Here is a 22,831-nt window from a genome sequence, read left to right on the forward strand (position 1 = left end):
ACAATGCATCCTAAACTACAAGCAACTATTGATTCGATTGATTTATACCAAGCAACTTACCCAGAGGATGCTTGTGTCATCGTGGCAGATACGGAAAGCGTGCTTGCCTACAAACCAGGAAAAAAGATTGATTTAAAAGTTGGGGTTGGTGACCCAGTACATAAATATCGAGGTACAGCAACAGAAATAGCGTTAAGTTCAGGGAAATTTGTGAAAGAGGAGCGTAGTGCAGAAGGTTTTGGTATGGCCTATATCGCCTCTGCCCAGCCTATTTTTGAAGGAGGACGTATTATTGGCGTAGTAAGTGCCATTATTTCGAACGAAAAAATGGATAGTATGCGTCTATTGGCAACCGAGCTTTCAAGTGCTGTAGAAGAAATGACAGCTACAAATGAAGGATTAGCCACTGCCAGTAAGGATGTCTCCAATCGTCTGGAAGAGCTATCTAATTTCTCAGAATCGATGACAGGTGATATTGAACAAATTAATGTGATTGTCAATTTAGTAAAAGATTTAGCTATGAAATCGAGAATCCTTGGTCTAAACGCATCGATAGAAGCGGCACGTTCAGGTGAGCATGGGCGTGGCTTCGCGGTGGTCGCGTCTGAAATACAAAAAATGTCCCAGAGTAGTACAGAAAGTGCTAATAGTATAACTGTGCAACTAGAAAACATTAAACAATCCATCGATCAGGTCAATGCATCATCTAATCAAATTGCAGCGTTTACACAGCAGTTTGCTGCGAGTATGCATGAATTAACAGATGCCTACAAAGGGGTTAATCGTACAGCAGAAAAGCTAATGCAAATTAGTGACATCAAAGGATAGTTATATAAAAAGGATAATAGACAAGTGCTATTATCCTTTTCATGATTAAATGATCTCTAAAATTTCCTGTGGTGTTGTGACACTGTATTCAGGTTCGTCATTTTGCACGACCTCTTTGGCATCATAGCCCCATTCCACCCAAATAATTGGTACACCAGCTTTCTTACACGCAACAATATCCCTTTGTTCGTCTCCAATGTATACGACGTCAGACGAGTCGACATTCGCTTCCTTTAAAAACTTTTTCATTACTTTGTCTTTACCAAAAATGCGGTTGGAGCAAAGTACATCTGCTACACAATGAATACCGTTCATTTTAAGAAATTCTAAAATATTCTCTTTAGAGTTTGAGGAAATAATCAGGATTTTATAGCCTCTTTTATCAATCTCTATTAATACTTCCTTCATTCCCTCGAAAAGATGAACATCATTTAATGATTGACGATACAATTTATAAAATTGCGGTAAAATCATAGGCAATTTATACATTGGGAAGTCAAATAATTTACTGCGTTCTGAAATTGATAATTTTTTTAATGTATCAATTTCCTTCAATTCAATGCCTTTAAATTTATATTTTTGGGCTAAAGTATTCCATGCTGATGCAAACACGGCAGTAGAATCTGCCAGCGTCCCATCAAAATCAAAGATAATATGCTTCATTGCAAACTTTCTCCTTTTTCATCTCGTTGTATTGACGTTCTATGCTAAAAAATGTTACATGGAATGGGCGATCTAGTATTCTTGTAATAACAACCATTTTGAGCGTACGTAAACATCTTATGGTAAATATTATCAGAAAATGCGGCGATTGCAATGAAAATGGTACAACAAAAGGAGGTGTCTCAAAAGTACATGGAGACACCTCGGCATTATTGTGTTTTTTTCAAAAAGAAAGAGAGTATGACATTCATTATTGCCAGTACAAAACTGATAGTAAAGACAAAGGCTGAACCTGAAGCCGCTGCTTCTTGCGTATTAGTTGTTATGTCACTTAGGAGCTGCTGTTGTTTTGCTGAGAACAACGACACCATTACAGCAATACCAATTGCACCAGATACCTGCTGAGAGGTTTGTGTAATCGCAATACCATCTGGAAAGCATTGTCTAGGTAAGGCATTCAGCGTATTTGTTTGGACAGAGGCTAATACCATCCCAACTCATAAAGTCCATAGCCAATCACAACAAGTATAGTACCAGGCGTAAATTTTGGACAAACTTTTTTGACATAGCATTCATTTTTTGAGTGATAAGAGAAGAAACAACGAGCATCTATCACATATGCATGATAGGTGCTCGTAACTGTTTACGAAAGTTTTTCTGTTTTTTCGCGTGTACGAATTAAATAATAGGCATTGATAGAGGAGGCAATTGGAATAATGAGTGCAATGCCGATACCTGCACAAAGAATGGTTGTCATTTCGGCACTAAAAACCTTGGAGTTAATAATTTCCCCAATCGAATAGGAGAGGTCCTTGAACCAGATTAATAAGCTTAAATAGCCACCAAAGAAAGCAAAAAATAACGTATTAGTATCGGTTCCTAATATATCTCTCCCGATACTTAACCCAGCTGTATAAAGTTTTTTTCTACTAATTGAAGGGTTGCGATAAAAAATCTCGTGCATGGAGGTAGCGATAGAAATAGCCACATCCATAATGGCACCTATCGTACTCATAATAATAACTGATGCACCAATTTGCACAAAATTAACACCAATATAGAGAGAAAAGATGCTGATTTCTTCAGTTGATTCTTCACCAAACCCTTGGATCATCGACTTATCCGTTATTAAGGTAATAAATAGCAGTAATACAACAATCGTCACCATTGTCGAGATAAAGGCTGTAATGGTTTTACTATTTGTTTTATTGATATAGAAAAGACTAATACAGCTAATGATCGTACAGGCTATGAACGTCAAGATGATTGGGCTATTTTTAGGGTTTGTCATTAAAAAGATGGTGACAAAGAGCACACCAAAGTTGAGGAATAAAGAAAGAAATGACCGTACTCCCTGTTTACCTCCTACTATCACCATCAACGCAAATAAAATAACTGCTAATAAGACGATAACATTCATTCTTGAACCCTCTTTCGATTAATGAAAAATATAGCGGTATACTGACTGATAGGAATCGTAAGGACAACACCAATACCCCCTGCTAAGGCACGGGCTAATTCTAAAGAAAGATTTAAGGACAATGTAAGCCCTAATGTGGAAGAATTTTTTAAATAGAGAATAATCATAGGTATGGAGCCGCAAAGGTAGGCAAAGAATAAGATACTTGTAATGGTACCCATAATATCTTTACCGATTTCATGTCCCGAAGATTTCAGAGCCTTGACAGAGATTGTAGGATCTTGCTCGTATAAAGCAAAAATTGAGGAAGCCATTGTAATAGAAACATCCATTACTGCCCCAAGTGAGCCAATAAATAAACCTGCCATAAAGACGGTACGATAGGGACGTGTTAAAAATTGCATTTCTTCATAACGAAGACCATTTTCACCTGTCAACCACATTACAATAGAGCTTATGATAAGCGCTATAACAGTGCCTAAAAGTGTGGACACGATGGCTACATATGTTTTTGTATGCAATCCACTAATAAGTAGGAGCGAAATAATCGTAAATAGCAGGGCACAAATGCCGCTGACTAATAACAGGCTTACGCCCCCATGCTTCACATAAAGATCTAATGCGAATGATAAAATCACAGCATTGACACTCAAACTAATGATAGAAAATAAGCCTTGTCTTTTACCTACAATAAGTAGGGCAAAAATAAAAATCCATGCAATCATTACCATGGTTTGATCTCGTTTTAAATCGAGAATGGTTCCTGTTAAAACAGATTGTGTTGTGCGATCATCTAGCGTGACAAAGATTTCATTGCCTACATGGTATTCTTGATCAAAAGCACCAGACGAAGAATAGTCATTCGTCAAATGAATGGATTGCCCCTTATGCTGACCATTTTTGATAATGGCCATAATCTCCTGTGTAAACAAAAAATCCTCATTTTCATACATATCTGTCATCGGTTCTGATGCTGTTACATCCACTTGCGTTATTTCCGCTATCGGTCGATCATAAAATTGTTCGTTATGAAGTACGAAAACGATCGAAACCCCACAACAGAGTGCTAATAGGGCATAGAAAATAGCTTGTTTAAAAGGTATATTTTTAAAAAATGTCAAGTAAATGACCTCCAAACTGCTAGACTGAATAGTCACTTGTAAAGGAACGTTTTTTTGATTAAGAAGTTCCATAAACAGGTTAAATGTCATCATTTTAATAACATCTTTTACATTTTTCAAGTCGAGTCAAAGCTGTTTAAAATTTATGCTTCGAAAAAAATTTAAAAAGAAGGATGGATAATATAATAAAATAGTGTTATCGTAAGACTAGCTAAATAAAAATATTCTTCGGGGTAGGGTGAAATTCCCGATCGGCGGTGATGAAGCAATTCAAAGTCCGTGAGCGCAAGCTGATTTGGTGCAAATCCAAAACCGACAGTTACAGTCTGGATGGGAGAAGGGTAAAAATGCGAACTTTTTAAATTGATTCTAATTTAGAAGGTTTATTTGACTATGCATTTATTACAAAACTTCCCAATCATCTTGTGGGAAGTTTTTTTATTTAGCTACAATCGAATAGAAGATGTTCTTCGGGGTAGGGTGAAATTCCCAATCGGCGGTGATGAAGCAATTCAAAGTCCGTGAGCGCAAGCTGATTTGGTGCAAATCCAAAACCGACAGTGATAGTCTGGATGGGAGAAGAACGAGTGAGATGACAGTCTATGAAAAAATTGTTTTCAAATAGGCTTATTTGTTGATGTCTTATACTCCCAAAACCCCTTTGATGTAAAGGGGTTTTTATTTTTTATTGCTAACGAGAGAAGGGAGAAGGATAAGGCACAAAAACAGGTGGATCAACTTTAAAAGTTAAGGATAGAAGTGCTAATAAAGTAGAGTAGGTGATGGAATGTTTACAGGACTTGTAGAGGATATTGGTATCATAAAAGCCGTGCAAAGCGATCGGGACAGTATGAAAATTACGGTTCAATCAGCCAAGATAACGGAGGATGTCAAGCTTGGTGACAGTATAGCGGTCAATGGCGTTTGTTTAACGGTGACAAATTTCACACAACAGCAGCTTACGATGGATGTTATGCCTGAAACAGTCAAAGCAACAAATCTACAGCAGCTGGCAATAGGTGATTCTGTTAATTTGGAGCGTGCCATGCCTGCTAATGGGCGATTTGGTGGCCATTTTGTTGCTGGTCATGTTGATGGAGTCGGCAAAATTTTGCGAAAACGTCCAGTAGCAAACGCCGTATATATTGATATCGAAATGTCAGAGGAGCTAACCAACTTTTGTATTCCAAAGGGTTCCATAACAATTGATGGCACAAGCTTAACCCTTTTTCATGTTGAAGCCAAGAGTGTCACAATTTCACTTATTCCTCATACTTACAAAGAAACCGTTTTAGGTATGAAGAGGGTTGGAGCAATCGTTAATATCGAAACCGATTTAGTTGGAAAATACATTATAGGGCAATTAAAAAAGGGGCAAACAACGCCAGCTATTACAAGAGATTATTTAGCACAACATGGTTTTTAAATCACAGAATAGGAGTTGATCATCGTGCTACATTCAATTGAAGAAGCCATAGAGGATTTAAGGCAGGGCAATATGATTGTGGTGGTTGATGATGAGGATCGAGAAAATGAAGGAGATCTTCTGGCACTCGCTGAATTCATCACACCAGCAACAATCAACTTTATGGCAACCAATGGTAGAGGTTTAATTTGTACGCCGATTTCACAGCAGCTTGCACAAAAGCTAGATTTATATCCAATGGTTCAGCACAATACAGATAACCATCAAACCGCATTTACGGTAAGTATCGATCATGTAGAAACAACGACAGGGATTAGCGCCTTTGAGCGTGCGCTAACGATACAAAGGATGGTAGAAAAGCAAGCTAAGCCGACTGATTTTCGTCGACCAGGCCATATTTTTCCGTTGATTGCGAAAGAGCAAGGCGTGCTGGAACGGAGAGGACACACGGAGGCCACTATTGATCTAGCGAAGCTTTGTCATAGCGTACCTGCAGGTGTTATTTGCGAAATTATGGGTGATGATGGGCACATGCTTCGGTTTGAAGAACTAACAAATTACGCTGCACATCATGGCTTAAAAATGATCTCGATAGAAGCATTGGTTGCTTATCGTCAACAATTATCCACTAATAAAACTAAAATTTCTATGTAAAAAGGAGAAGGAACAATGGGTCAAACATTTGAAGCACAATTAATTGGAACGGATTTGAAAATTGCAGTAGTAGTGGGTCGTTTTAATGAGTTTATTACTAGCAAATTATTGGATGGGGCAATGGATGGTTTAACTCGTCATGGGGTTGATTCTGCATCTATTGATGTCGCATGGGTGCCAGGAGCTTTTGAAGTTCCTTTTATAGCGAAACAACTGGCAGAAACCAAGAAATATGATGCTATTATTGGTTTAGGTACTGTTATTCGTGGCTCTACAACACACTATGACTATGTTTGTAATGAATCGGCAAAAGGCATTGCCAATGTGTCATTGTCAACGAATGTACCTGTTATTTTTGGAATTGTTACTACCGAAAATATTGAACAGGCAATTGAACGTGCAGGAACGAAATCTGGTAATAAAGGCTATGATGCTGCAATGTCTGCAATTGAGATGGCAAATCTAAAGAAAATGATTGGATCAGGACAATTTGAATAGTCGTCACAACATTTGTTTCTTTGAATATTTTGAACAACCATGGGAAAAATATGCTTAAGTGTATTTATTGAAGGTGATTGTTTCATAAATGTACTAATCTTGAGCTGGCTCAGTAGGAGATGAGAAGTATTTCATCAATTGAACAAATTAATTTGAAAATGTTGAAATCACTATTTCAACGCTCTGCTGATGTGATTTTCCAACAATATAATTTTCAGCAATATACAGTACATTTGATAACTTGTGATGCAATGGTCAATGAGCAAATACTTCAAACTGTGGTTGTTCAACGTGTTCAATCTTTGTTAAGCAATGTCACGGAGGACATGCTAGAAGAAGAAATTGAACAGCATTTACACATTCCCTATTTACAAAAGATTTTATCGAAAGAGGATGCGGTAACTAGGATCTATAAAGGCCATGTTTTACTGTATTTTGAAGAAAATCAATTACTTTATTCTAGTGATATTTCAAAAAGACCCAATCGGGAGCCTGGGGAAACAACATTAGAACTAGTGGTAAAGGGACCTAGAGATGACTTTATTGAAGATGTTTTTATTAATATTGCTTTATTAAGAAAACGATTACCGACTAATTCTTTTAGTGTAGAGACATTAGAAATTGGTAAGCGTTCTAAAACAACCGTAGCCATACTATATATGGAAGACATTGTGAATTTAAATATGCTAGAACAAATTCGACTTCAATTACAAAAAATTGATACGGATATTGTTATCAATGGCGACTTATTAATGGAAAAAATTGAAAAGACAGCGACAATTCTTCCAAGACATGATTATACAGGAAGACCTGATTTTGCTATGCAGGCGTTAATTAGAGGAAGAATACTCTTAATGATTGATGGTGTGTCCTATGCCATAATTACACCTACAAATATTATGTTGCTCTTTAAATCGGCAGAGGATAATGAGTACCCACTCATTGTTAGCTCGATGGAACGATTACTCAGAATTGTCGGTATATTAATAAGTATGCTACTGCCAGGTTTTTGGCTTGCATTGACGACTTATCATCAAGAGCAGCTTCCGTTTCTTCTACTTGCTACGGTTGTAGAATCGAGGTCAGGATTGCCCTTTCCAACCATTCTAGAAATTTTAATGATGCTATTTATGTTTGAATTGTTTCGAGAGGCTAACTTGCGCCTTCCTAGTGCAATCAGTGGCTCAGTTAGTGTGGTAGGGGGACTAATTATTGGGGATGCAGCGATTAAAGCAGGTGTTACAAGCCCCTCAATGATAGTTGTGATTGCCATTTCTAGTATCGCTGCATTTACATTGGTCAATCAATCCTTTGTGACGGCTATGAGTATTTTTCGATTAATCATTATTATGGCTTCGGCGTTTTTTGGCTTATTTGGTTTTTTTATAGCCGTGTTTTTCATTCTTTTATACACTGCAAATATGAAAGTCTTGGGAGTGCCGTATGTAAACTTTAGTGCCGATTTCGAAAAAGGCAATATACGTAAGTCCTTATTGCGACTGTCTCCAAAAGGTTATAGTAAACGACCTACCTTTTTAAAGCCACAGGATCAAACACGTACTTCAAGTAAAAAATAAGCAAATTGTATTAAAGATCAGGTATTGCTGGCACCTGATCTTTTTTTGTTACCTTTTCTTTAGTAGTCTTTTCATTTTTCCATTTAAATAGGAAATGAGACATAAAACGTTATTCCTTACCTTTTTAGTTTACTTTCTTGTCAAGGATTATTAAACTATTTGTTACGGTGTGTAATTTTGGGTATGAATAAAATAAAAATTGATTTTGTGTTTTAATTTATGTAGGATATACAAGCAATGTTTGCTTTACAAACAAAAAATAGAGTTAATTATAATATAATAGTATTCTAGAATATTTACAGATGAGGAAGTACCGTGTTTTATGAAAAATAGAAAAATAAAACTAATATTAATTCTATCAACGATTTTATTATGTTTGTTTACAAGTTTAAACATCTTTACATCCTATGTAAAAATAAAAAAGACCGTTGAAGAGTCGATTGCCAATCAAAGTTTAGAGGCAGCCCGTTCTATTGCTGCATCCATCGATACCGATGCCTATCAGCAATTTTTAAATAATCCACAGGAAAATGATTATTATTGGAAAGTAAGAAATTATTTAAACGACGCAAGGATAAAACTAGGTGCACTATTCGTATACACCTTAAAGGTGGACAATCCTGAAGTATCAATAGCCATGATTACAGGGATGCCAAAAGAAATGAAAGAGGGCTTCGGTATAGGAGTGGTTTGTACTGTTCCTGCAAAGCATGTTGAAAAAGCCTATAATGGTGAAACCTATGTTACAGAGGTAATTCATGATTCTGAACATGGGTCTTATTTATCTGTTGGTGCACCCATCAAAGATGATAATGGAACAATTATCGGGTATTTAGGCATTGACATTAGTGCAGATACACTAAATGGTATCAAGGGTAAAGTCATTGAAGACAACCTTTTTAATTTTATTTTTAATGGTGTACTTATTTTAATAGTCATCGGTTCTTTTTTCTTTTTACAAAGATGGTATCAAAAAGAGGTGGCGAAGGAAGTTGGCGCTACAGAGGACACGTATTTAGCAGAAATCAAAACATTGATTACTTCGGTGTCGTCACTACGTCATGATTTTACAAATCATATTCAAGTGTTACATGGTTTATTGCAATTAGAAAAAACAGATCAGGCGAAACAATATTTATCCTCACTTTCGAAAGAGGTTCAAGCCATTAAATCATTAAAATTAAATATTGATCATCCAGGTTTGTCCATCTTATTGCAAACGAAGAAATTAACGGCTCAAAATCTTCATATTGATATGGATTTTACGCTTTCTCAAAATGACTTTAATAGGATTAAAACGACAGATTTAATCAAGATTCTATCCAATTTAATTGATAATGCGATTGATGCAGCTGTTGAATTACCTGAGGAACAACGTAAAATTAAAATTTGCTGTACAGCAGATGAGGTACAGTATGAATTTAAAATTACCAATACAGGGCCAAATATTGCGTATCCTGATCAAATATTTAATCAAGGATTTTCAACGAAAAAACATGAGAATGGAAGAATAAGAGGACAAGGCTTATTTATTGTGAAAGAAATTGTCACGAAATATAATGGTCATATTTCAATTGATTCATCAAAACATTTAGAAACGACTGCTATTGTCAGAATTCCAATAAAATAACAGAAAAAAGCTCCCTACCAAAAATAAACTGTACCCTATAAGATAGACACTTTGAAAAAAGTCTATCCTATAGGGTATTTTTGTTTATAATGAGAAAAAAGATGTTGGGGTAGAGTGAAATGACCAAAAGATATTTTACGAAAATGGAACAAGAACAACTAAAATGTAATCCAAATGTGCAAGCAGTTAGCGAGAAAGCGATCACATATACTGACGAATTTAAACGTCATTTTATTGCGGAAAATGAAAAAGGTAAATTCCCAAGAGAAATTTTTGAAAATGCAGGTTTAGATGTTGAATTAATCGGTATAAAACGAATCGAATCTTCAGGCAAACGCTGGCGAGCTTCTTATCGTAAAGCAGGTGTCGGAGGTTTACAAGATACACGTAAAACAAATTCAGGTAGACCTTCCGAACGCGAATTGACATTAGAAGAAAAATTGAAGCGTTTAGAGGCGAAAAATCGGTTACTTGAAGCAGAGAATGAATTGTTAAAAAAGCTCGATCTACTCGAAAGGCAGATGTTGAAGAAGAAATAAAAATCGCTACGACACTAAAATTTGAACTCATCCATCACACGATGAAAAAGTATAAATTAAAGCGTTTAGTCAGCTATTTATGTGATGTGATGGGTATATCTCGGTCTGGCTATTACAATTATTTTTTAGAAAAATCAGCTCAGAAGCGTGTGGAGCAAGAACAAGCAGATGAAGTGGTAAAGGAAATCATTTTAAAAGCGTATCATTTCAGAGGGCGAAAAAAAGGAGCACGTCAAATTAAAATGACGTTAGAAAATCAATATGGAATTACGTACAATCTGAAACGTATTCGCCGTGTGATGAAAAAATATCAGATTATCTGCCCGATTCGAAAAGCGAATCCAACTCGACGTATGGCAAAAGCAACGAAAGAACATCGTACGTGCCCAAATGAATTACAACGCAACTTTAAACAGGGTATGGCCGGAAAAGTGTTACTGACAGATATCACCTATTTAACGTATGGAAGCAGTAAACGCGCTTATTTATCAACGATTAAAGACGCTGAAACGAATGAAATTTTAGCGTATGAAGTGTCGTCTTCATTAAGTATAGATATTGCCCTCAATACGCTTCATCAATTGAAGAAACACCGCCATTTAACGGAAGATGCCTTTATTCATTCGGATCAAGGATTCCATTATACCAATCCACAATTCCAAAAACTTGTGAAGAAAATGGGGTTAGGACAATCCATGTCTCGCCGTGGAAACTGTTGGGACAATGCGCCACAAGAATCATTTTTTGGACATTTTAAAGATGAAACAACTATCGAGAAATGTGAAACATTAGAAGAAGTCAAACGAGAAATTAAGAGTTATATGATGTATTACAACCATTATCGAGGGCAATGGCATTTGAAAAAGCTGCCGCCTGCAAAATACAGACAGCAGCTTCAACAAGTTACCTAGCTTTTTTTAAAATGTCCTTTACAAAGGGTACAGTTTAAAATTGTGGGGAGCTTTTTTCTATGTATAACACATACATTACAAAGTAGAAGTGATATGATGAAGGAGATGAAGAAAATGGAAAATGGTCTCCTGGCGCTATTAAGAAAGGGTGGGCTAACGTTATATGCAAGACATGGGACAGCGACTGTTGGTGTAGATCAAGCATATGGCACATTGCAATGTTGTCAAAATCAACGGAATTTATCCGATCAAGGCCGGAGGGAGGCAATTTATTATGGTCAAATGCTGCGTTATTGGCAAATTCCCATCCTTTCCACCATTAGAACCAGCCCTTTTTGTCGGACGATTGAAACTGCCCGATTGGCATTTCCAAACAGCAATATCCAAATTGACCCCTTCTTGTTTGAAATCTTTATGCTAGGTGGCAACCTCCCTCCAGTAGTGCAAAGCAGTATATTAACGATTTCTACATCAATGCTGGAAATCATCCCACCCGAGGGCATAAACAACATAATTATTGGTCATAGCTTTCCAAGAGATGTGGGGCTGGGTATCATTTCGAATATGGGGACAGTTGTCATAAAGCCTAAAGGTCAAGGACAAGGTTATGAGATTGTGAGAAAACTAACCTTAGAAAATTTAGCAGCATTAGATTCCATTTGAAGAGAGGGAGCATATGAAGATTAAAACAGTAGCACAATGCACATTGGATGAAGTATTGAAAGCATGGAATAAAGGCTTTGAAGGCTATTTTATTGAAATCAATATGACAGCAGAAATGTTTTTACAGCGACTAGTGGGGGAGGGGTTATCTCCTGAGCATTCGATCGTCGTTTTTGATCAAGAGGAACCGATTGCCATTGTGATGAATGGCTTTCGTACCATCGATGGCAAAAAGACAGCTTGGAATGGGGGGACTGGTATTTCCCCAGCGTATCGTGGTAAGGGCGTCTCGCGCCTTTTAATGGAGGAAACCCTAGCTATTTATCAGCGAGAAAATGTAGAATTGGGTACGTTAGAAGCCATTAAGGAAAATCAGGTAGCCATTGCTTTGTATGAAAAATATGGTTATGTGATTGCCAATCAATTACTATTTTTAAGCGGCGAGTATGAAGCAAAGGTGACACCTACAGCAGCCCTTCGTATGGCGACCATTCGCCCAGAGCAGCTAGCACATCTATCTTTCTATCGGGAAAATGTTCCCTGGCAGTGTAGCTGGCAGAGCGTGAAGCAGGGAGAAGCAAGGGTATTTTATAATGATAGCAATGAACCACTTGGCTATATGCTATACAAAACCTTGTGGAATGAATGTGGTGAGGTGGAGCGTATTCTACTTTATCAAATGGCAGTACTAGAGGAAAGTAATGTAGAGTTAATAACACAGTTTTTAGCAAGTATTACAACAGATAAAGTCCATTTGACGACAGTGAATTTCTTAGCGAGCAATCCAGCAACGAGCTATTTGTTAAAGCATGGAATAAAGGTGACAACAGAGCAGGTACAGATGACAAAGCAACTATAAGCCAGGCTGTCGTTCAGTATACTAAGTGAAGTGGAAATAGAGCAATGAAGTATATAATGCAATAGGATCATGTTTTAAACAGAGAAAAGTAATCTATTATTACAAAACAAGCAGGTACTCCTTATGGTGATGTATACACCATAGGAGTACCTGCTATAAAAAATAATGGACCTATTGATTAATTTGAGGGCCTTGGGACGCCTCATTCTGGTTATTATCAGGATATTTCTGGAGTTGCACCGAATTAATTGATGTGTTCGATAGCGAATAAGTTCCTTTCGCCAAAATCAGAACCTTAGCAACATATTCTGTAGATGAATCAAGTTGATTACCAAATGCATCTACTGGTGTGCTTAGCGCTTGGCTAACGTTGGAGAGAGGATTCGGATGAATTCTGGTACTATTTGGATTGCTAATAGCATCCTCCAATTTGAAACTTTCTGCTTTATCCTTCGGCAACATAAACACTCTATACTCCGTTACGCTTTGACCATTTTTGACATCGAAGCTAATGTTTATATCGTTATATTTATATCCCTTATTCAAGAGACTAAGTGTCACTTTCTCCACTGATCCAGCGGCTGAAAGGTCTTCCAAAACAATGTAAGGAGATGGGTAGGATAAGCTATACATTTCCTTAGAATTTCCACCACCTACAGACAATATATATACGCGATATTCTTCGCCATTCGATATAAGTCTTCCGTCTGTATCTCTACTAGTAGCCCCCAATTTCATACTATATTGGCCTTTACTCCAACCTGTATAATTAGTTGCTCTAATAGCTGTGTTCAGATCAAAGTCATTTGCCTTTGATGCGGGTACAACTAGAATACGGTAACTATCTATATTTGATTCATCAGAAGGTTTTGTAAACGATATCTGTAGATCTCGACCATCTCCATAATCACCAACATCGCTTACATTAATATTGCTTACTGCCTGAACAGCTTTGCTTTTACTAATTGTAATCACAGATGAAGGAGAGGATAGAGCAGAGGCGTTTGAAGAGTTACCATTTGCAACAGTCAGTACATAGACGCGATAGCTAGTTCCTTCTGTAATAAAATTACCTCGTACATCCCTAATCCCATCTAACGTTCTATTCGCTACTAAATTTCCACCTTTGCCTTCTGTGATATAGTAAGAGCTGCTATTGGCTTGTGAAAGATTAAAGCTACTGTAATATGCAGTTGGAACCATTAGAATCCGATAATGATTAACATTCGATTCATCTGTAGGCTTCGTGAACGTTACTTGCACATCACGGCCATCCCCTTTATCATCTATATCTGCAACATTCAGATTAGTTACAGCTTGCACTGTGAAGTTTTTAGTTAGTGTAATCGAAGATGTTGCGGCAGTTAGCGCATTGTTTCCTAAGGTATTTCCATTGGCAACCGACAAGACATAGATACGGTAGTTCGTACCTTCTTTAATAGTATTTCCGCGCACATCCCGAGTATTTTCAGATAATACTTGCTCATATGTGGATTTCCCAGATTTGTTAACAGTCGTGTAATTGCTGCTGGATACGCTATTAGCATCCGTCAGACTAAAATTATTGTAATTTGCTGTTGGTACCACCATAATCCGATAGTGATTAATAGGTGCCTCATCAGCAGCTTTATTAAATGACACAAAGAGGTCACGACCGTTACCATTATCACTCACATCGCTGGCAATGATATTCGACACTGCACCGACATTGTTGCTTAGCAGCGAAATCATATTGGAGGCTGGAGAAAGCACATTATTTGCAGAGTTATTAGTTACTGCCATAATAAATACACGGTAACTAACGCCATTTTGAATGGCATAACCGTCAGTATCTTTTGCTCCTGCAGAGAGCACCTGCGTAATATTGTTGCCTGTTTTGTTCACTTGTGTGTAATAAGTGTTAGGTAAACTGTTGGCTTTTGTCAATGTAAAGTTCATATAGTTGTTAGCTCTTACAACAAAAATTCGGTAAGAGAGAACATTCGATTCATCAGACATTTTGTTGAAGCTAACTCTCAAATCGCGTCCATCGCCAAAATCATTAACATCATCTACTTGTGTAATAATCGGAGTAGATACAGTAAGCGTTACTGATAATGAAGCAGGTGAGAGTTTATTCATGCTAGAATTTGTATTACTTACAGACATAACGAACGCTGTGTAGGATTCGTTATTCTTTATAAAGTCACCTGAAGTATCTCGTGTTGAGGAGGACAGAGTTGCTATCAACGTACTGCCGTTGCTTCCCGATTTGTCCACTGTTGTATAATAATTGCTGGATAAATTATTCGCAGTGGTAAGACTAAAATTGTTAGCATCCTTGGTCTTTACTATAAACACACGGTAATTGGATGTATTGCTATCATTCTGTGGACGAGTAAAGCTAACTGAAACATCACGTCCATCGCCAAAATCGTTAATATCGCTAATCTTCACATTTGTTACTGCGGTAACAGTAGACATGTTTGTTAGAGTAATCTTCGGAGAAGAAGTTGATAATACGCTAGAATAAGAACCTTTACCAATCGCAAGTATATAAACCACATAAGACTGATCATTTTTTATGTAGTCTCCGTCCACATCTCGCGAGCTTTGCGATAAAGTTACGACACGATTCGAATTTGAAGTCGATACCACCGAATAATTAGATGAGGAGACTTTAAGAGCTGATGACACATTGAAACTTTTAGAAGCCTTCACAACCATAACCCGATAATGATCTACATATGATTCTGTAGACGATTTAGAGAAGCTAACCTCAAGATCACGCCCATCTCCCTGATCATCCACATCTCGAACCGACACATTGCTCACTGGCGCAATACTATTATTACTTGGCGTGTCAGTTTTAATAGATACTTGCTGTTTTTCCGAGTTCCAATCAACATCCTGACCAAGTGCTTCACTGACGAAGCGTACTGGCACCATTGTTCTACCTTTTAATACCTGTGCTGGTACATCAAGCGTTACTGTCTGGTTATTAATAGTAGCTGTCTTCGATTTAATCTTGAGAACTACCGTTGTATCCCCTTTTATCCCTGTGACTGTTTGAGTCTTTGGGTTCCAGTTTACGCTTGCATTTAATGCTTCAAAGATCGCTCTAAGTGGTAGCATAACACGTCCTTGAATCATCGCAGGCGGCTGATCGGTTTTTAATTGCACTCCATCCACATTAATTGTGATGGCTTTTGCCGCTTGTGCGGTTGCCGGCTGCAATACTAACGGTACAATAAGCATCACAGCAAAAAGTAAAGTCCATATTTTTTTCATAAATTCCACCCTTCTTCATGCCATTTGATTGACTTAGCAAGACATCTAATTAAACGTATGAGCAGTCTAAAAGTTTCACCCTTTTACCTTTTGAAGAAAATTTAACCAATACGCAGTTTTGATACTTATTCTGGCTTACTTTCCTTACAAGTAGACTGAAAAGAGTAAGGGAATTTTGAGTGGATAACGTTACACTATTCGACGTAGGAGAGTTGAATAAAGCAGGTTCAATTGAAGTGTTACAATTTACAGGAAGTGCAATTTTCTTAAAAATAACCGCACGAATGTATGTATATTACCAACTAAATTTTTTATGACATATTTTTTGTACACTTTCACCAAACTAATGGAAAGGCAGAGGAAGGTGAAAAGATGCAACAACCATTTGATGTGGGAGATATTGTTTATATTTTTTACCGCAATCCACATATTCAAGATGTAACGAATATACAGGAAGCGGCAGTAGTGAATCATCCAGAAAAACCAGAGGAGCTAGCGCTATTTTTATTTGAAACATATTATCCAATCACGAATGATATGGTAATTTTTGTAAGTGAGATGGCGGCTGAACAGGCCTATCATCAGTATTTTCATTAAGGGAGGACTCGCATGATGAAGCCGTTTACCCCTCAGCTTGTTTATTTTGAGCCAGATGCTCTCCACTATCCACTAGGTCAGGAGCTAAAAGAGAAATTTGAGCAGATGGGGATTGAAATTCGCTATACAACTTCGCACAATCAAGTGAGAAATCTACCTGGTGACAATGATTTTCAAAAGTATCGGGTAGCAAAATCGACCTTAGTAGTGGGCATTCGAAAAACATTAAAATTTGATACATCTAAACCTTCAGCGGAATATGCCATCCCATTTGCGACTGGCTGTATGGGGCATTGTCATTATTGCTATTTACAAACAACGATGGGCAGCAAACCTTATATTCGGACATATGTTAATGTCGATGAGATTCTAGAACAGGCCGATCATTATATGGCTGAACGAGCACCTGACATCACACGCTTTGAGGCTTCCTGTACCTCTGATATTGTAGGAATTGATCATCTTACACACACCTTAAAGCGAGCCATTGAGCATTTTGGACAAAGTGAGCTAGGTCAGTTACGATTTGTAACGAAGTTTCATCATGTGGATCATCTATTGGATGCCAAGCATAATGGTCGGACAAGGTTTCGTTTTAGTGTCAATGCTGATTATGTCATTAAACACTTTGAACCAGGTACATCACCATTGGAAAAGCGCATTGAGGCAGCGGGGAAAGTGGCAAGAGCTGGATACCCACTCGGATTTATTGTTGCGCCAATCTATCTTCATGATGGCTGGCAGGAGGGCTATTATCATATGTTTGAGCGATTGGATGCTGAATTGCCAAAGGATGTGCGCAATGACATCACCTTTGAATTTATTCAACATCGCTTTACAAAGCCTGCCAAACGAGTGATTGAAAAAAATTATCCAATGACAAAGCTAGAGCTTGACGAGACGGTAAGACGATATAAATGGGGCAAATATGGCATTGGTAAATATATCTATCAAAAAGAGGAAGAGGAAGATATAAAGGAGCATCTGTACGATTATATGCAGAAATTTTTCCCTCAAGCAAAATTAGAATATTTTACATGACAATTAGAGAGAGAACGGCTTGTTTTCTCTCTAAATTAATTGTGTGATATATGGTTCAATATATCGACGATCTTTTAAATCGTTTGGTAAATGGTAAAGAGAGAAATATTGCATTGTCTCTGATTCATTGTAATCAATCACTAAATTACCAAGCACATTTCTTGTATAGAAGACTGCTATAACGGCGTATAATTCGTCCCCATTCGAAACTTTAAGGTAACAATCCGGACCAGAAAAAACACCTAGTAACTGTAAATCTGTGATGGCTAGTCCTGTCTCTTCTTGTACCTCTCTTTTGGCAGTATCCTCTAAGCTCTAGCCTAATTCCATTAAGCCTCCAGGGAGCCCCCAACCGCCATCATATCTTTTTTGTAGTAATATTTCGTTTTCAGTATTAAGAATGAGAACCACCGAACCAGGTAAAATAATTGGTTGGTGTCCTACATACTGTCTTAAAAATTTATAGTATTCCATAATGACACCCCTTTCTCTAAATAATTATAATTGGTAAATTCTTCTTAATTATGATCCTTGTATAATCCGAAAGTCAATGGTAACGCTAACAGAGATCGTCGTGAAGAAGGAGAGAATACTTGAATGGATTCATTTCAACTAAATTGTTGGTCAGAACATGGGGAACTGAAAGCGGTAATGCTTTGTGCACCCTCCATCGTAGATGTAACGGATCTAAAAATAGCGGAGCAGGTTGGTTGGAGTGCTACGGTCAACCATCAGAAGGCAATGGAGAATTTCATGGCATTAAAGACAACATTAGAAAACGCTGGGGTACATGTACTAGATTATGCAAGGGAACTAGCTCACGATCAGCAGCTATTAAGTGAGCAGTTGCTGAATCGTTATTTTGTGCGTGATCTCGCCTGTGTCATTGGTAATCGACTATTGCTTGGAAAGGCAGGAAGTTCGCTTAGAAGACCAGAGTATCCTCTTGCACATTCATTTTTAGAGAAATGGTTTCCACAACAATGGCTAGCAAAATCACAACCGCTTCATTCATTCGAGTGTGGCGATTTGTTAATTTTAAATAAAGATGCCGTGCTCATTAACCTTGGGATGAGAACAACGATAGAAGCTATCGAAAGCTTGAAGGAAAGCATTTTTCAAGAGGGATTTTCTGAAATCGCCATAATTGATTTACCGAAAAGCAATGATACGCTGCATTTAGATATGAATTGTAATGTTGTGAATCCGAATCTGGTAGTTGCTAAAAGCTTTGTACGCCATTTTCCTGTACAGGTGTTAACAGCTCAAAGCAGTCGTTTTGACATGGTAGAGCCATTTTTAAAGCGTCATGGTTTGGATGTTTACTGGCTTGACTCGTATAAGACCATTCCTGACATCAACTTTATTAACCTGAATCCAGAAACAATATTAATAAGCAAGCAGGCAACACCACAACAATTATTGACGCATCCTCTGCTGAAGAATAAAAATTTGCTTGAGGTTGACGTTACTGAGCTTGAAAAAGGCGGTGGTGGCATTCGATGTATGACATTACCTTTGGTAAGAACGTAACGAGGGGTTGATAAAAATGACTTCAAAAGCAGCTAAGGGAAGTATGGCCTGGTGGCAGCTTTCGCTTCTCGGTATCGGTTGTACTTTGGGAACTGGTTTTTTTCTTGGGACAAGTATGGCCATTCATAAAAGTGGGCCTGCGGTATTAATTCCTTTTTTGCTAGCAGCCATTTGTACGTATATCGTGTATGATGCACTTGTTAAAATGTCTGTGGAAAACCCAGATAAAGGCTCTTTTCGTACCTATGCCAAGCAAGCCTTTGGACACTGGGCAGGCTTTAGCAATGGCTGGGTGTACTTGATTTCTGAGCTATTAATCATGGGAAGCCAGCTGATGGCGCTCGGCATTTTTACGAAATTTTGGTTTCCGGCGTTACCACTCTGGATTGCTGCATCGATTTATGCTGCTATCGGTTTAGTCGTAATTCTCACAGGCATGAAGGGCTTTGAAAATTTCCAAAATATCTTCGGTGCCTTAAAGGCAGCGGCCATCATTATGTTCATTATTGTAGCAGTGGTCATCATCATGAGGGGCACATCATCTACTACGATGGCTTCACTTCAGGCTAATTATGAAGCATTTTTCTCACAAGGAATAAAAGGTATTTGGCTCGGATTACTTTATGCCTTTTATGCCTACGGAGGAATTGAAGTGATGGGTTTAATGGTCATCGATTTGAAAAATCCGAAAGAGGCGCCAAAAGCAGGGAGAATTATGCTGAGCGTGATTACCTTTATTTTCATCATGGCCATTGCCCTTGCATTGGCACTCGTTGCATGGAAAGACTTTTCGATTGATGAAAGTCCTTTTATTACTGCGCTTCAAGGATACCATATACCTTTTGTGGCAGATATTTTTAATGGTGTGCTGATCATTGCTGGTTTTTCAACAATGGTTGCCTCGCTATACGCGGTTATTACCATTCTCACTACACTTGCTGAAGACCATGATGCACCGGCAATACTCGCAAAGAAAGGAAAAATGAAAGTTCCTTTTCCCGCCTTTTTGTTTTTAACGAGTGGTTTAGTGATCACGATTGTGATTGGTTTTTTGATGCCAGAAAAAATCTTTGAATATTTGATCACGGCTGCGGGTTTAATGTTGATCTATAATTGGCTCTTTATTTTGGTGACCTACTGGAAGCTCATGGAGTTAACGAAGTGGGGGCATGTAAAGAATGGTATAGGGATGTTGCTCATTGCTGTGACGGTGTCTGGCACTTTAGGTGAAAAAACAAGCAGACTCGGTTTTTACGTGAGCCTGCTCTTTATAGTCTTAATCAGTGTGGCGACCTGGATTGTTGTGAAAAGGCAAAGAAACATTACGGAATGAACCGTTTTCCTGAGACATCCTTAAAAAAGGACATTTGGATGGACTATGGTTATCATCACTTAAAAAATACTGCTTCCATTCATAACTATCCTCTTGCCCGTACCATTTTAAATCTGGATGTCCTGGAACTGTGTCATAGTCTGCAATTCGCTGACGAATGAGCTTTTTGATTTTTCGTCCAAAGGCCGTTGAGTTGTTTATATCATCGAATATCCAACGTGGCTGAATGGCCATTAATAAGGTGGAAAAATGGCGACTCTTTCGCAATTTATGGGCTGGTGTTGCACAAGAGATAAAATAGGGCTCTCCATGAAAGCAAAACTCCCATTCATGGTGAGTAGGCTCCATTGGTATACTCTTAGGCCATTCCATCTCATCCATATTGGTTAAATTATTTAAGATAGACCAAAATAATTGCTGATAATCTGCCACCTCAAAGCGATCTCGCATATCGTGAGGGGTATGAAAGAACACAGTGAGTGTTGTATACTTCCCGAAAGTTCGTGAGGCTTTTGTATAGTCCTTTAAGCATTGTGCTAACATCCTAATCGATTGCTCCTCGCGTGGATCCCCGACAAAACTATAGCGCAAATGGTTTGATAAAAAGCCCATTCTTGCTGGTATACACGGAAACGTATTCGCTTCATCTGCAATCGTGGCAGCAAAATCAGTATAGGCTGACTGTTGCCATAATGGAAGTGTTTCAAACTGTTCCTCAATCCACTCCCGATCAAACACTACTACTTCCACTTAAGACTCCTCCTTCTACTCACCTTTATACTATTAAAGAAAAGACAAAGTGGTTACGAATCTCGGGTGAGTGACACGGGTATGCTGATAAAGATTTTTTAATGATTCATTTCAAGTTATGGCTAACCTTTTTGCGTGAAAGATGAATAATTCCAAGAAGAATGAGTAGCTTTTGGTTTAGAAGAGATCACTCCGAGCAAGGAAATGAGCAATTTTGAAGTAAAAGAGAGCGCTTCAAGCCAAGGAAAGAGCGGCTTTGAATCAGAAGCGAGCACTTCAAACTAAGAAAGAGCAATTTCAGTCAAAAAAGATCTCGTTCCCTGCTTCACGAATAGTAGCGATCACCACACCCCAAAAGCAGCATGGTCTTAGCCATTTTGGCGTAAAACCTTTTCCTCTAAAATGGCTAGAGCATGCTGGATGTCCTTTAGATCATCCTGTGTTGCGTGTTGGATAAGCTGTAGAAAGCGTTCTTCGATACAGGCAAATGCCTCCTCCATCATTTTTTCACCTTCTTTGGACAAACGGACATACTGCTTTCTGCGGTCGGCTGTGTCGCTAAATTTTTGGATTAGCTGCCGTTCCTGCAATTTCCGTAGTTCACGGCTTGTATTGGGTAAGGACATATGCTGACATTCACTGATTTCGGTTGGTGTGACGGGTTGGCTTACTTTAATATATTCAAGAATTTTATATTGTAGCGGTGTGATATTCGCAGCGGTAATATTTTGTGTGAGATCATGTGTCACTTGATGGATTGTAGCTGTAAATGCTACAAACTGATGAAATAAAGCGCTTTTATTCAATGGGATCACCTCTTACTGTCAAGATAACAAATAACTTGTCCTAAAACAATTATCATTTGACAACTAAAATGAAGTGAACTATTATTTTGTTATCAAATGATAAGTAATGAGGAGGCACACATTGAAAACGTTAATTGTTTATACATATCCCAACCATAAAAGTTTAAATTATGCTTTTTTACAAGAAGTGATAAAGGGGTGTCGAGAAAATCCTGCCATCGAGGAGATTCAGATACTAGATTTATATGAAGAACAGTTCGATCCACGCTTAATTTTCCATGAACATAAACGACGTCGTGATATGTATCGAGATCCGAAAATGGAAAAATACCGTCAACAGCTCTCTTGGGCAGATCAAATTGTATTTGTTTATCCAATCTGGTGGGGGAGACCGCCAGCCATGCTGTTAGGGTATATTGACCAATTATTTGCGGCAAACTTTGCTTATCGAGATACAAAGGGGTTATTTCCAGAGGGTCTTTTAAAAGGGAAGTCTGTAGTCTGTGTATCCACGATGAAGGGACCAACCAATTATCCATTTTTATGGTTGAACAATGCACATAAAATTTTGATGAAGAGAGCGTTGTTTAAGTTTGTTGGGATGAAAAAAGTGAAGTTTTTTGAGTTTGGTAACATGGAAAGCGAAAAAGGAAAGCAACAGCAAAAACTAAATAAAATATATCAATACTTTAGCAAAGTAGTTTACTAGAAA

At 37.9% G+C, this 22,831-nt stretch carries 20 protein-coding genes, 2 pseudogenes and 2 riboswitches; of the genes and pseudogenes, 14 read left to right on the forward strand and 8 right to left on the reverse strand.

Annotated elements, in window-relative coordinates:
- Positions 1-3: 3 nt before the first annotated feature.
- Positions 4-828 carry a methyl-accepting chemotaxis protein gene (locus tag MKZ14_RS07205; RefSeq protein WP_258859234.1) on the forward strand — a complete coding sequence of 275 codons (825 nt, stop codon included), beginning with the start codon at positions 4-6 and terminating at the stop codon, positions 826-828.
- 45 nt (positions 829-873) lie between these two features.
- On the opposite strand, the gene MKZ14_RS07210 is transcribed toward MKZ14_RS07205, so the two are convergent.
- From MKZ14_RS07210 to MKZ14_RS07225, 4 genes are all read right to left on the reverse strand, one after another.
- Positions 874-1,491, reverse strand: a complete 618-nt coding sequence (locus MKZ14_RS07210) for an HAD-IA family hydrolase (protein ID WP_016995506.1) — start codon at positions 1,489-1,491, stop codon at positions 874-876.
- Positions 1,492-1,700: 209 nt separating this feature from the next.
- Positions 1,701-1,982 carry a hypothetical protein gene (locus tag MKZ14_RS07215; RefSeq protein ID WP_258859235.1) on the reverse strand — a complete coding sequence of 94 codons (282 nt, stop codon included), beginning with the start codon at positions 1,980-1,982 and terminating at the stop codon, positions 1,701-1,703.
- Positions 1,983-2,134: 152 nt separating this feature from the next.
- Positions 2,135-2,911 carry a YibE/F family protein gene (locus tag MKZ14_RS07220; RefSeq protein WP_339280748.1) on the reverse strand — a complete coding sequence of 259 codons (777 nt, stop codon included), beginning with the start codon at positions 2,909-2,911 and terminating at the stop codon, positions 2,135-2,137.
- The gene (locus MKZ14_RS07225; protein ID WP_339280749.1) at positions 2,908-4,032 is read right to left on the reverse strand and encodes a YibE/F family protein; all 1,125 of its coding nucleotides are present in this window, start codon (positions 4,030-4,032) and stop codon (positions 2,908-2,910) included. Before MKZ14_RS07225 ends, MKZ14_RS07220 begins: the two co-directional genes overlap by 4 nt.
- Before the next feature lie 220 nt (positions 4,033-4,252).
- A riboswitch (FMN riboswitch) is annotated at positions 4,253-4,378 on the forward strand.
- Positions 4,379-4,494: 116 nt separating this feature from the next.
- Positions 4,495-4,620, forward strand: a riboswitch (FMN riboswitch).
- Between the two features lie 199 nt (positions 4,621-4,819).
- Between MKZ14_RS07225 and ribE (MKZ14_RS07230) the strand changes: the two genes are divergently transcribed.
- From ribE (MKZ14_RS07230) to MKZ14_RS07265, 8 genes and pseudogenes are all read left to right on the forward strand, one after another.
- Positions 4,820-5,458, forward strand: coding sequence for a riboflavin synthase (gene ribE, locus MKZ14_RS07230; RefSeq protein ID WP_257961396.1), 639 nt, complete (start codon positions 4,820-4,822; stop codon positions 5,456-5,458).
- A 24-nt stretch (positions 5,459-5,482) separates the two neighbouring features.
- A pseudogene (gene ribB, locus MKZ14_RS07235) lies at positions 5,483-6,109 on the forward strand (3,4-dihydroxy-2-butanone-4-phosphate synthase); the annotation flags it as partial.
- Positions 6,110-6,127: 18 nt separating this feature from the next.
- Positions 6,128-6,610, forward strand: coding sequence for a 6,7-dimethyl-8-ribityllumazine synthase (gene ribE, locus MKZ14_RS07240; protein WP_048389922.1), 483 nt, complete (start codon positions 6,128-6,130; stop codon positions 6,608-6,610).
- A 119-nt stretch (positions 6,611-6,729) separates the two neighbouring features.
- The gene (locus MKZ14_RS07245; RefSeq protein WP_339280750.1) at positions 6,730-8,187 is read left to right on the forward strand and encodes a spore germination protein; all 1,458 of its coding nucleotides are present in this window, start codon (positions 6,730-6,732) and stop codon (positions 8,185-8,187) included.
- 322 nt (positions 8,188-8,509) lie between these two features.
- Positions 8,510-9,817 (forward strand): GHKL domain-containing protein, encoded by a 1,308-nt coding sequence (locus tag MKZ14_RS07250; RefSeq protein ID WP_339280751.1) that lies wholly within the window; start codon positions 8,510-8,512, stop codon positions 9,815-9,817.
- A 119-nt stretch (positions 9,818-9,936) separates the two neighbouring features.
- A protein-coding gene (locus tag MKZ14_RS07255) for an IS3 family transposase (RefSeq protein ID WP_339280167.1) occupies positions 9,937-11,267 on the forward strand; the annotation gives its coding sequence in 2 pieces (ribosomal slippage) (positions 9,937-10,318 and positions 10,318-11,267; 1,332 coding nt in all).
- Positions 11,268-11,381: 114 nt separating this feature from the next.
- Entirely contained in the window at positions 11,382-11,930 is a 549-nt protein-coding gene (locus tag MKZ14_RS07260; RefSeq protein WP_016994322.1) for a histidine phosphatase family protein, read from the forward strand.
- A gap of 13 nt (positions 11,931-11,943) precedes the next feature.
- Entirely contained in the window at positions 11,944-12,789 is an 846-nt protein-coding gene (locus MKZ14_RS07265; RefSeq protein WP_312125216.1) for a GNAT family N-acetyltransferase, read from the forward strand.
- A 171-nt stretch (positions 12,790-12,960) separates the two neighbouring features.
- On the opposite strand, the gene MKZ14_RS07270 is transcribed toward MKZ14_RS07265, so the two are convergent.
- Entirely contained in the window at positions 12,961-16,059 is a 3,099-nt protein-coding gene (locus tag MKZ14_RS07270; protein ID WP_312125213.1) for a copper amine oxidase N-terminal domain-containing protein, read from the reverse strand.
- A gap of 372 nt (positions 16,060-16,431) precedes the next feature.
- Between MKZ14_RS07270 and MKZ14_RS07275 the strand changes: the two genes are divergently transcribed.
- Entirely contained in the window at positions 16,432-16,656 is a 225-nt protein-coding gene (locus MKZ14_RS07275; RefSeq protein ID WP_339280752.1) for a transcriptional regulator SplA domain-containing protein, read from the forward strand.
- A gap of 12 nt (positions 16,657-16,668) precedes the next feature.
- Positions 16,669-17,697, forward strand: coding sequence for a spore photoproduct lyase (splB, locus tag MKZ14_RS07280; protein ID WP_312125210.1), 1,029 nt, complete (start codon positions 16,669-16,671; stop codon positions 17,695-17,697).
- Between the two features lie 30 nt (positions 17,698-17,727).
- On the opposite strand, the pseudogene MKZ14_RS07285 reads toward splB, so the two are convergent.
- Positions 17,728-18,171: pseudogene (locus MKZ14_RS07285) on the reverse strand (NUDIX domain-containing protein).
- A 123-nt stretch (positions 18,172-18,294) separates the two neighbouring features.
- Here MKZ14_RS07285 and MKZ14_RS07290 point away from each other — a divergent pair.
- Together MKZ14_RS07290 and MKZ14_RS07295 are read left to right on the forward strand one after the other, a co-directional pair.
- The gene (locus MKZ14_RS07290) at positions 18,295-19,230 is read left to right on the forward strand and encodes an arginine deiminase family protein (RefSeq protein ID WP_258860649.1); all 936 of its coding nucleotides are present in this window, start codon (positions 18,295-18,297) and stop codon (positions 19,228-19,230) included.
- Positions 19,231-19,246: 16 nt separating this feature from the next.
- The gene (locus MKZ14_RS07295) at positions 19,247-20,563 is read left to right on the forward strand and encodes an amino acid permease (protein WP_339280753.1); all 1,317 of its coding nucleotides are present in this window, start codon (positions 19,247-19,249) and stop codon (positions 20,561-20,563) included.
- On the opposite strand, the gene MKZ14_RS07300 is transcribed toward MKZ14_RS07295, so the two are convergent.
- Together MKZ14_RS07300 and MKZ14_RS07305 are read right to left on the reverse strand one after the other, a co-directional pair.
- Positions 20,507-21,313 (reverse strand): YqcI/YcgG family protein, encoded by an 807-nt coding sequence (locus MKZ14_RS07300; RefSeq protein WP_036077593.1) that lies wholly within the window; start codon positions 21,311-21,313, stop codon positions 20,507-20,509. The genes MKZ14_RS07295 and MKZ14_RS07300 overlap by 57 nt on opposite strands.
- Positions 21,314-21,681: 368 nt before the next feature.
- Positions 21,682-22,119: a MarR family transcriptional regulator gene (locus MKZ14_RS07305; RefSeq protein ID WP_053996092.1), complete on the reverse strand. Its 438-nt coding sequence runs from the start codon at positions 22,117-22,119 to the stop codon at positions 21,682-21,684.
- 121 nt (positions 22,120-22,240) lie between these two features.
- Here MKZ14_RS07305 and MKZ14_RS07310 point away from each other — a divergent pair, with 121 nt between their 5' ends.
- Positions 22,241-22,828 (forward strand): NAD(P)H-dependent oxidoreductase, encoded by a 588-nt coding sequence (locus MKZ14_RS07310; RefSeq protein ID WP_339280754.1) that lies wholly within the window; start codon positions 22,241-22,243, stop codon positions 22,826-22,828.
- The last annotated feature ends 3 nt before the right edge of the window (positions 22,829-22,831 follow it).

The organism is Lysinibacillus sp. FSL P2-0066, assembly GCF_037969495.1.
In the GTDB taxonomy this organism is placed as follows: domain Bacteria; phylum Bacillota; class Bacilli; order Bacillales_A; family Planococcaceae; genus Lysinibacillus; species Lysinibacillus boronitolerans.

Coding starts and splice junctions, on each gene's coding strand:
- MKZ14_RS07260 (WP_016994322.1), top strand. CDS start 11,382: ATGGAAAATGGTCTCCTGGCGCTATTAAGAAAGGGTGGGCTAACGTTA.
- splB (WP_312125210.1), top strand. CDS start 16,669: ATGATGAAGCCGTTTACCCCTCAGCTTGTTTATTTTGAGCCAGATGCT.
- MKZ14_RS07210 (WP_016995506.1), bottom strand. CDS start 1,491: ATGAAGCATATTATCTTTGATTTTGATGGGACGCTGGCAGATTCTACT.
- MKZ14_RS07275 (WP_339280752.1), top strand. CDS start 16,432: ATGCAACAACCATTTGATGTGGGAGATATTGTTTATATTTTTTACCGC.
- ribE (WP_048389922.1), top strand. CDS start 6,128: ATGGGTCAAACATTTGAAGCACAATTAATTGGAACGGATTTGAAAATT.
- MKZ14_RS07215 (WP_258859235.1), bottom strand. CDS start 1,982: ATGGTATTAGCCTCTGTCCAAACAAATACGCTGAATGCCTTACCTAGA.
- MKZ14_RS07205 (WP_258859234.1), top strand. CDS start 4: ATGCATCCTAAACTACAAGCAACTATTGATTCGATTGATTTATACCAA.
- MKZ14_RS07250 (WP_339280751.1), top strand. CDS start 8,510: ATGAAAAATAGAAAAATAAAACTAATATTAATTCTATCAACGATTTTA.
- ribE (WP_257961396.1), top strand. CDS start 4,820: ATGTTTACAGGACTTGTAGAGGATATTGGTATCATAAAAGCCGTGCAA.
- MKZ14_RS07220 (WP_339280748.1), bottom strand. CDS start 2,911: ATGAATGTTATCGTCTTATTAGCAGTTATTTTATTTGCGTTGATGGTG.
- MKZ14_RS07270 (WP_312125213.1), bottom strand. CDS start 16,059: ATGAAAAAAATATGGACTTTACTTTTTGCTGTGATGCTTATTGTACCG.
- MKZ14_RS07295 (WP_339280753.1), top strand. CDS start 19,247: ATGACTTCAAAAGCAGCTAAGGGAAGTATGGCCTGGTGGCAGCTTTCG.
- MKZ14_RS07265 (WP_312125216.1), top strand. CDS start 11,944: ATGAAGATTAAAACAGTAGCACAATGCACATTGGATGAAGTATTGAAA.
- MKZ14_RS07290 (WP_258860649.1), top strand. CDS start 18,295: ATGGATTCATTTCAACTAAATTGTTGGTCAGAACATGGGGAACTGAAA.
- MKZ14_RS07245 (WP_339280750.1), top strand. CDS start 6,730: ATGAGAAGTATTTCATCAATTGAACAAATTAATTTGAAAATGTTGAAA.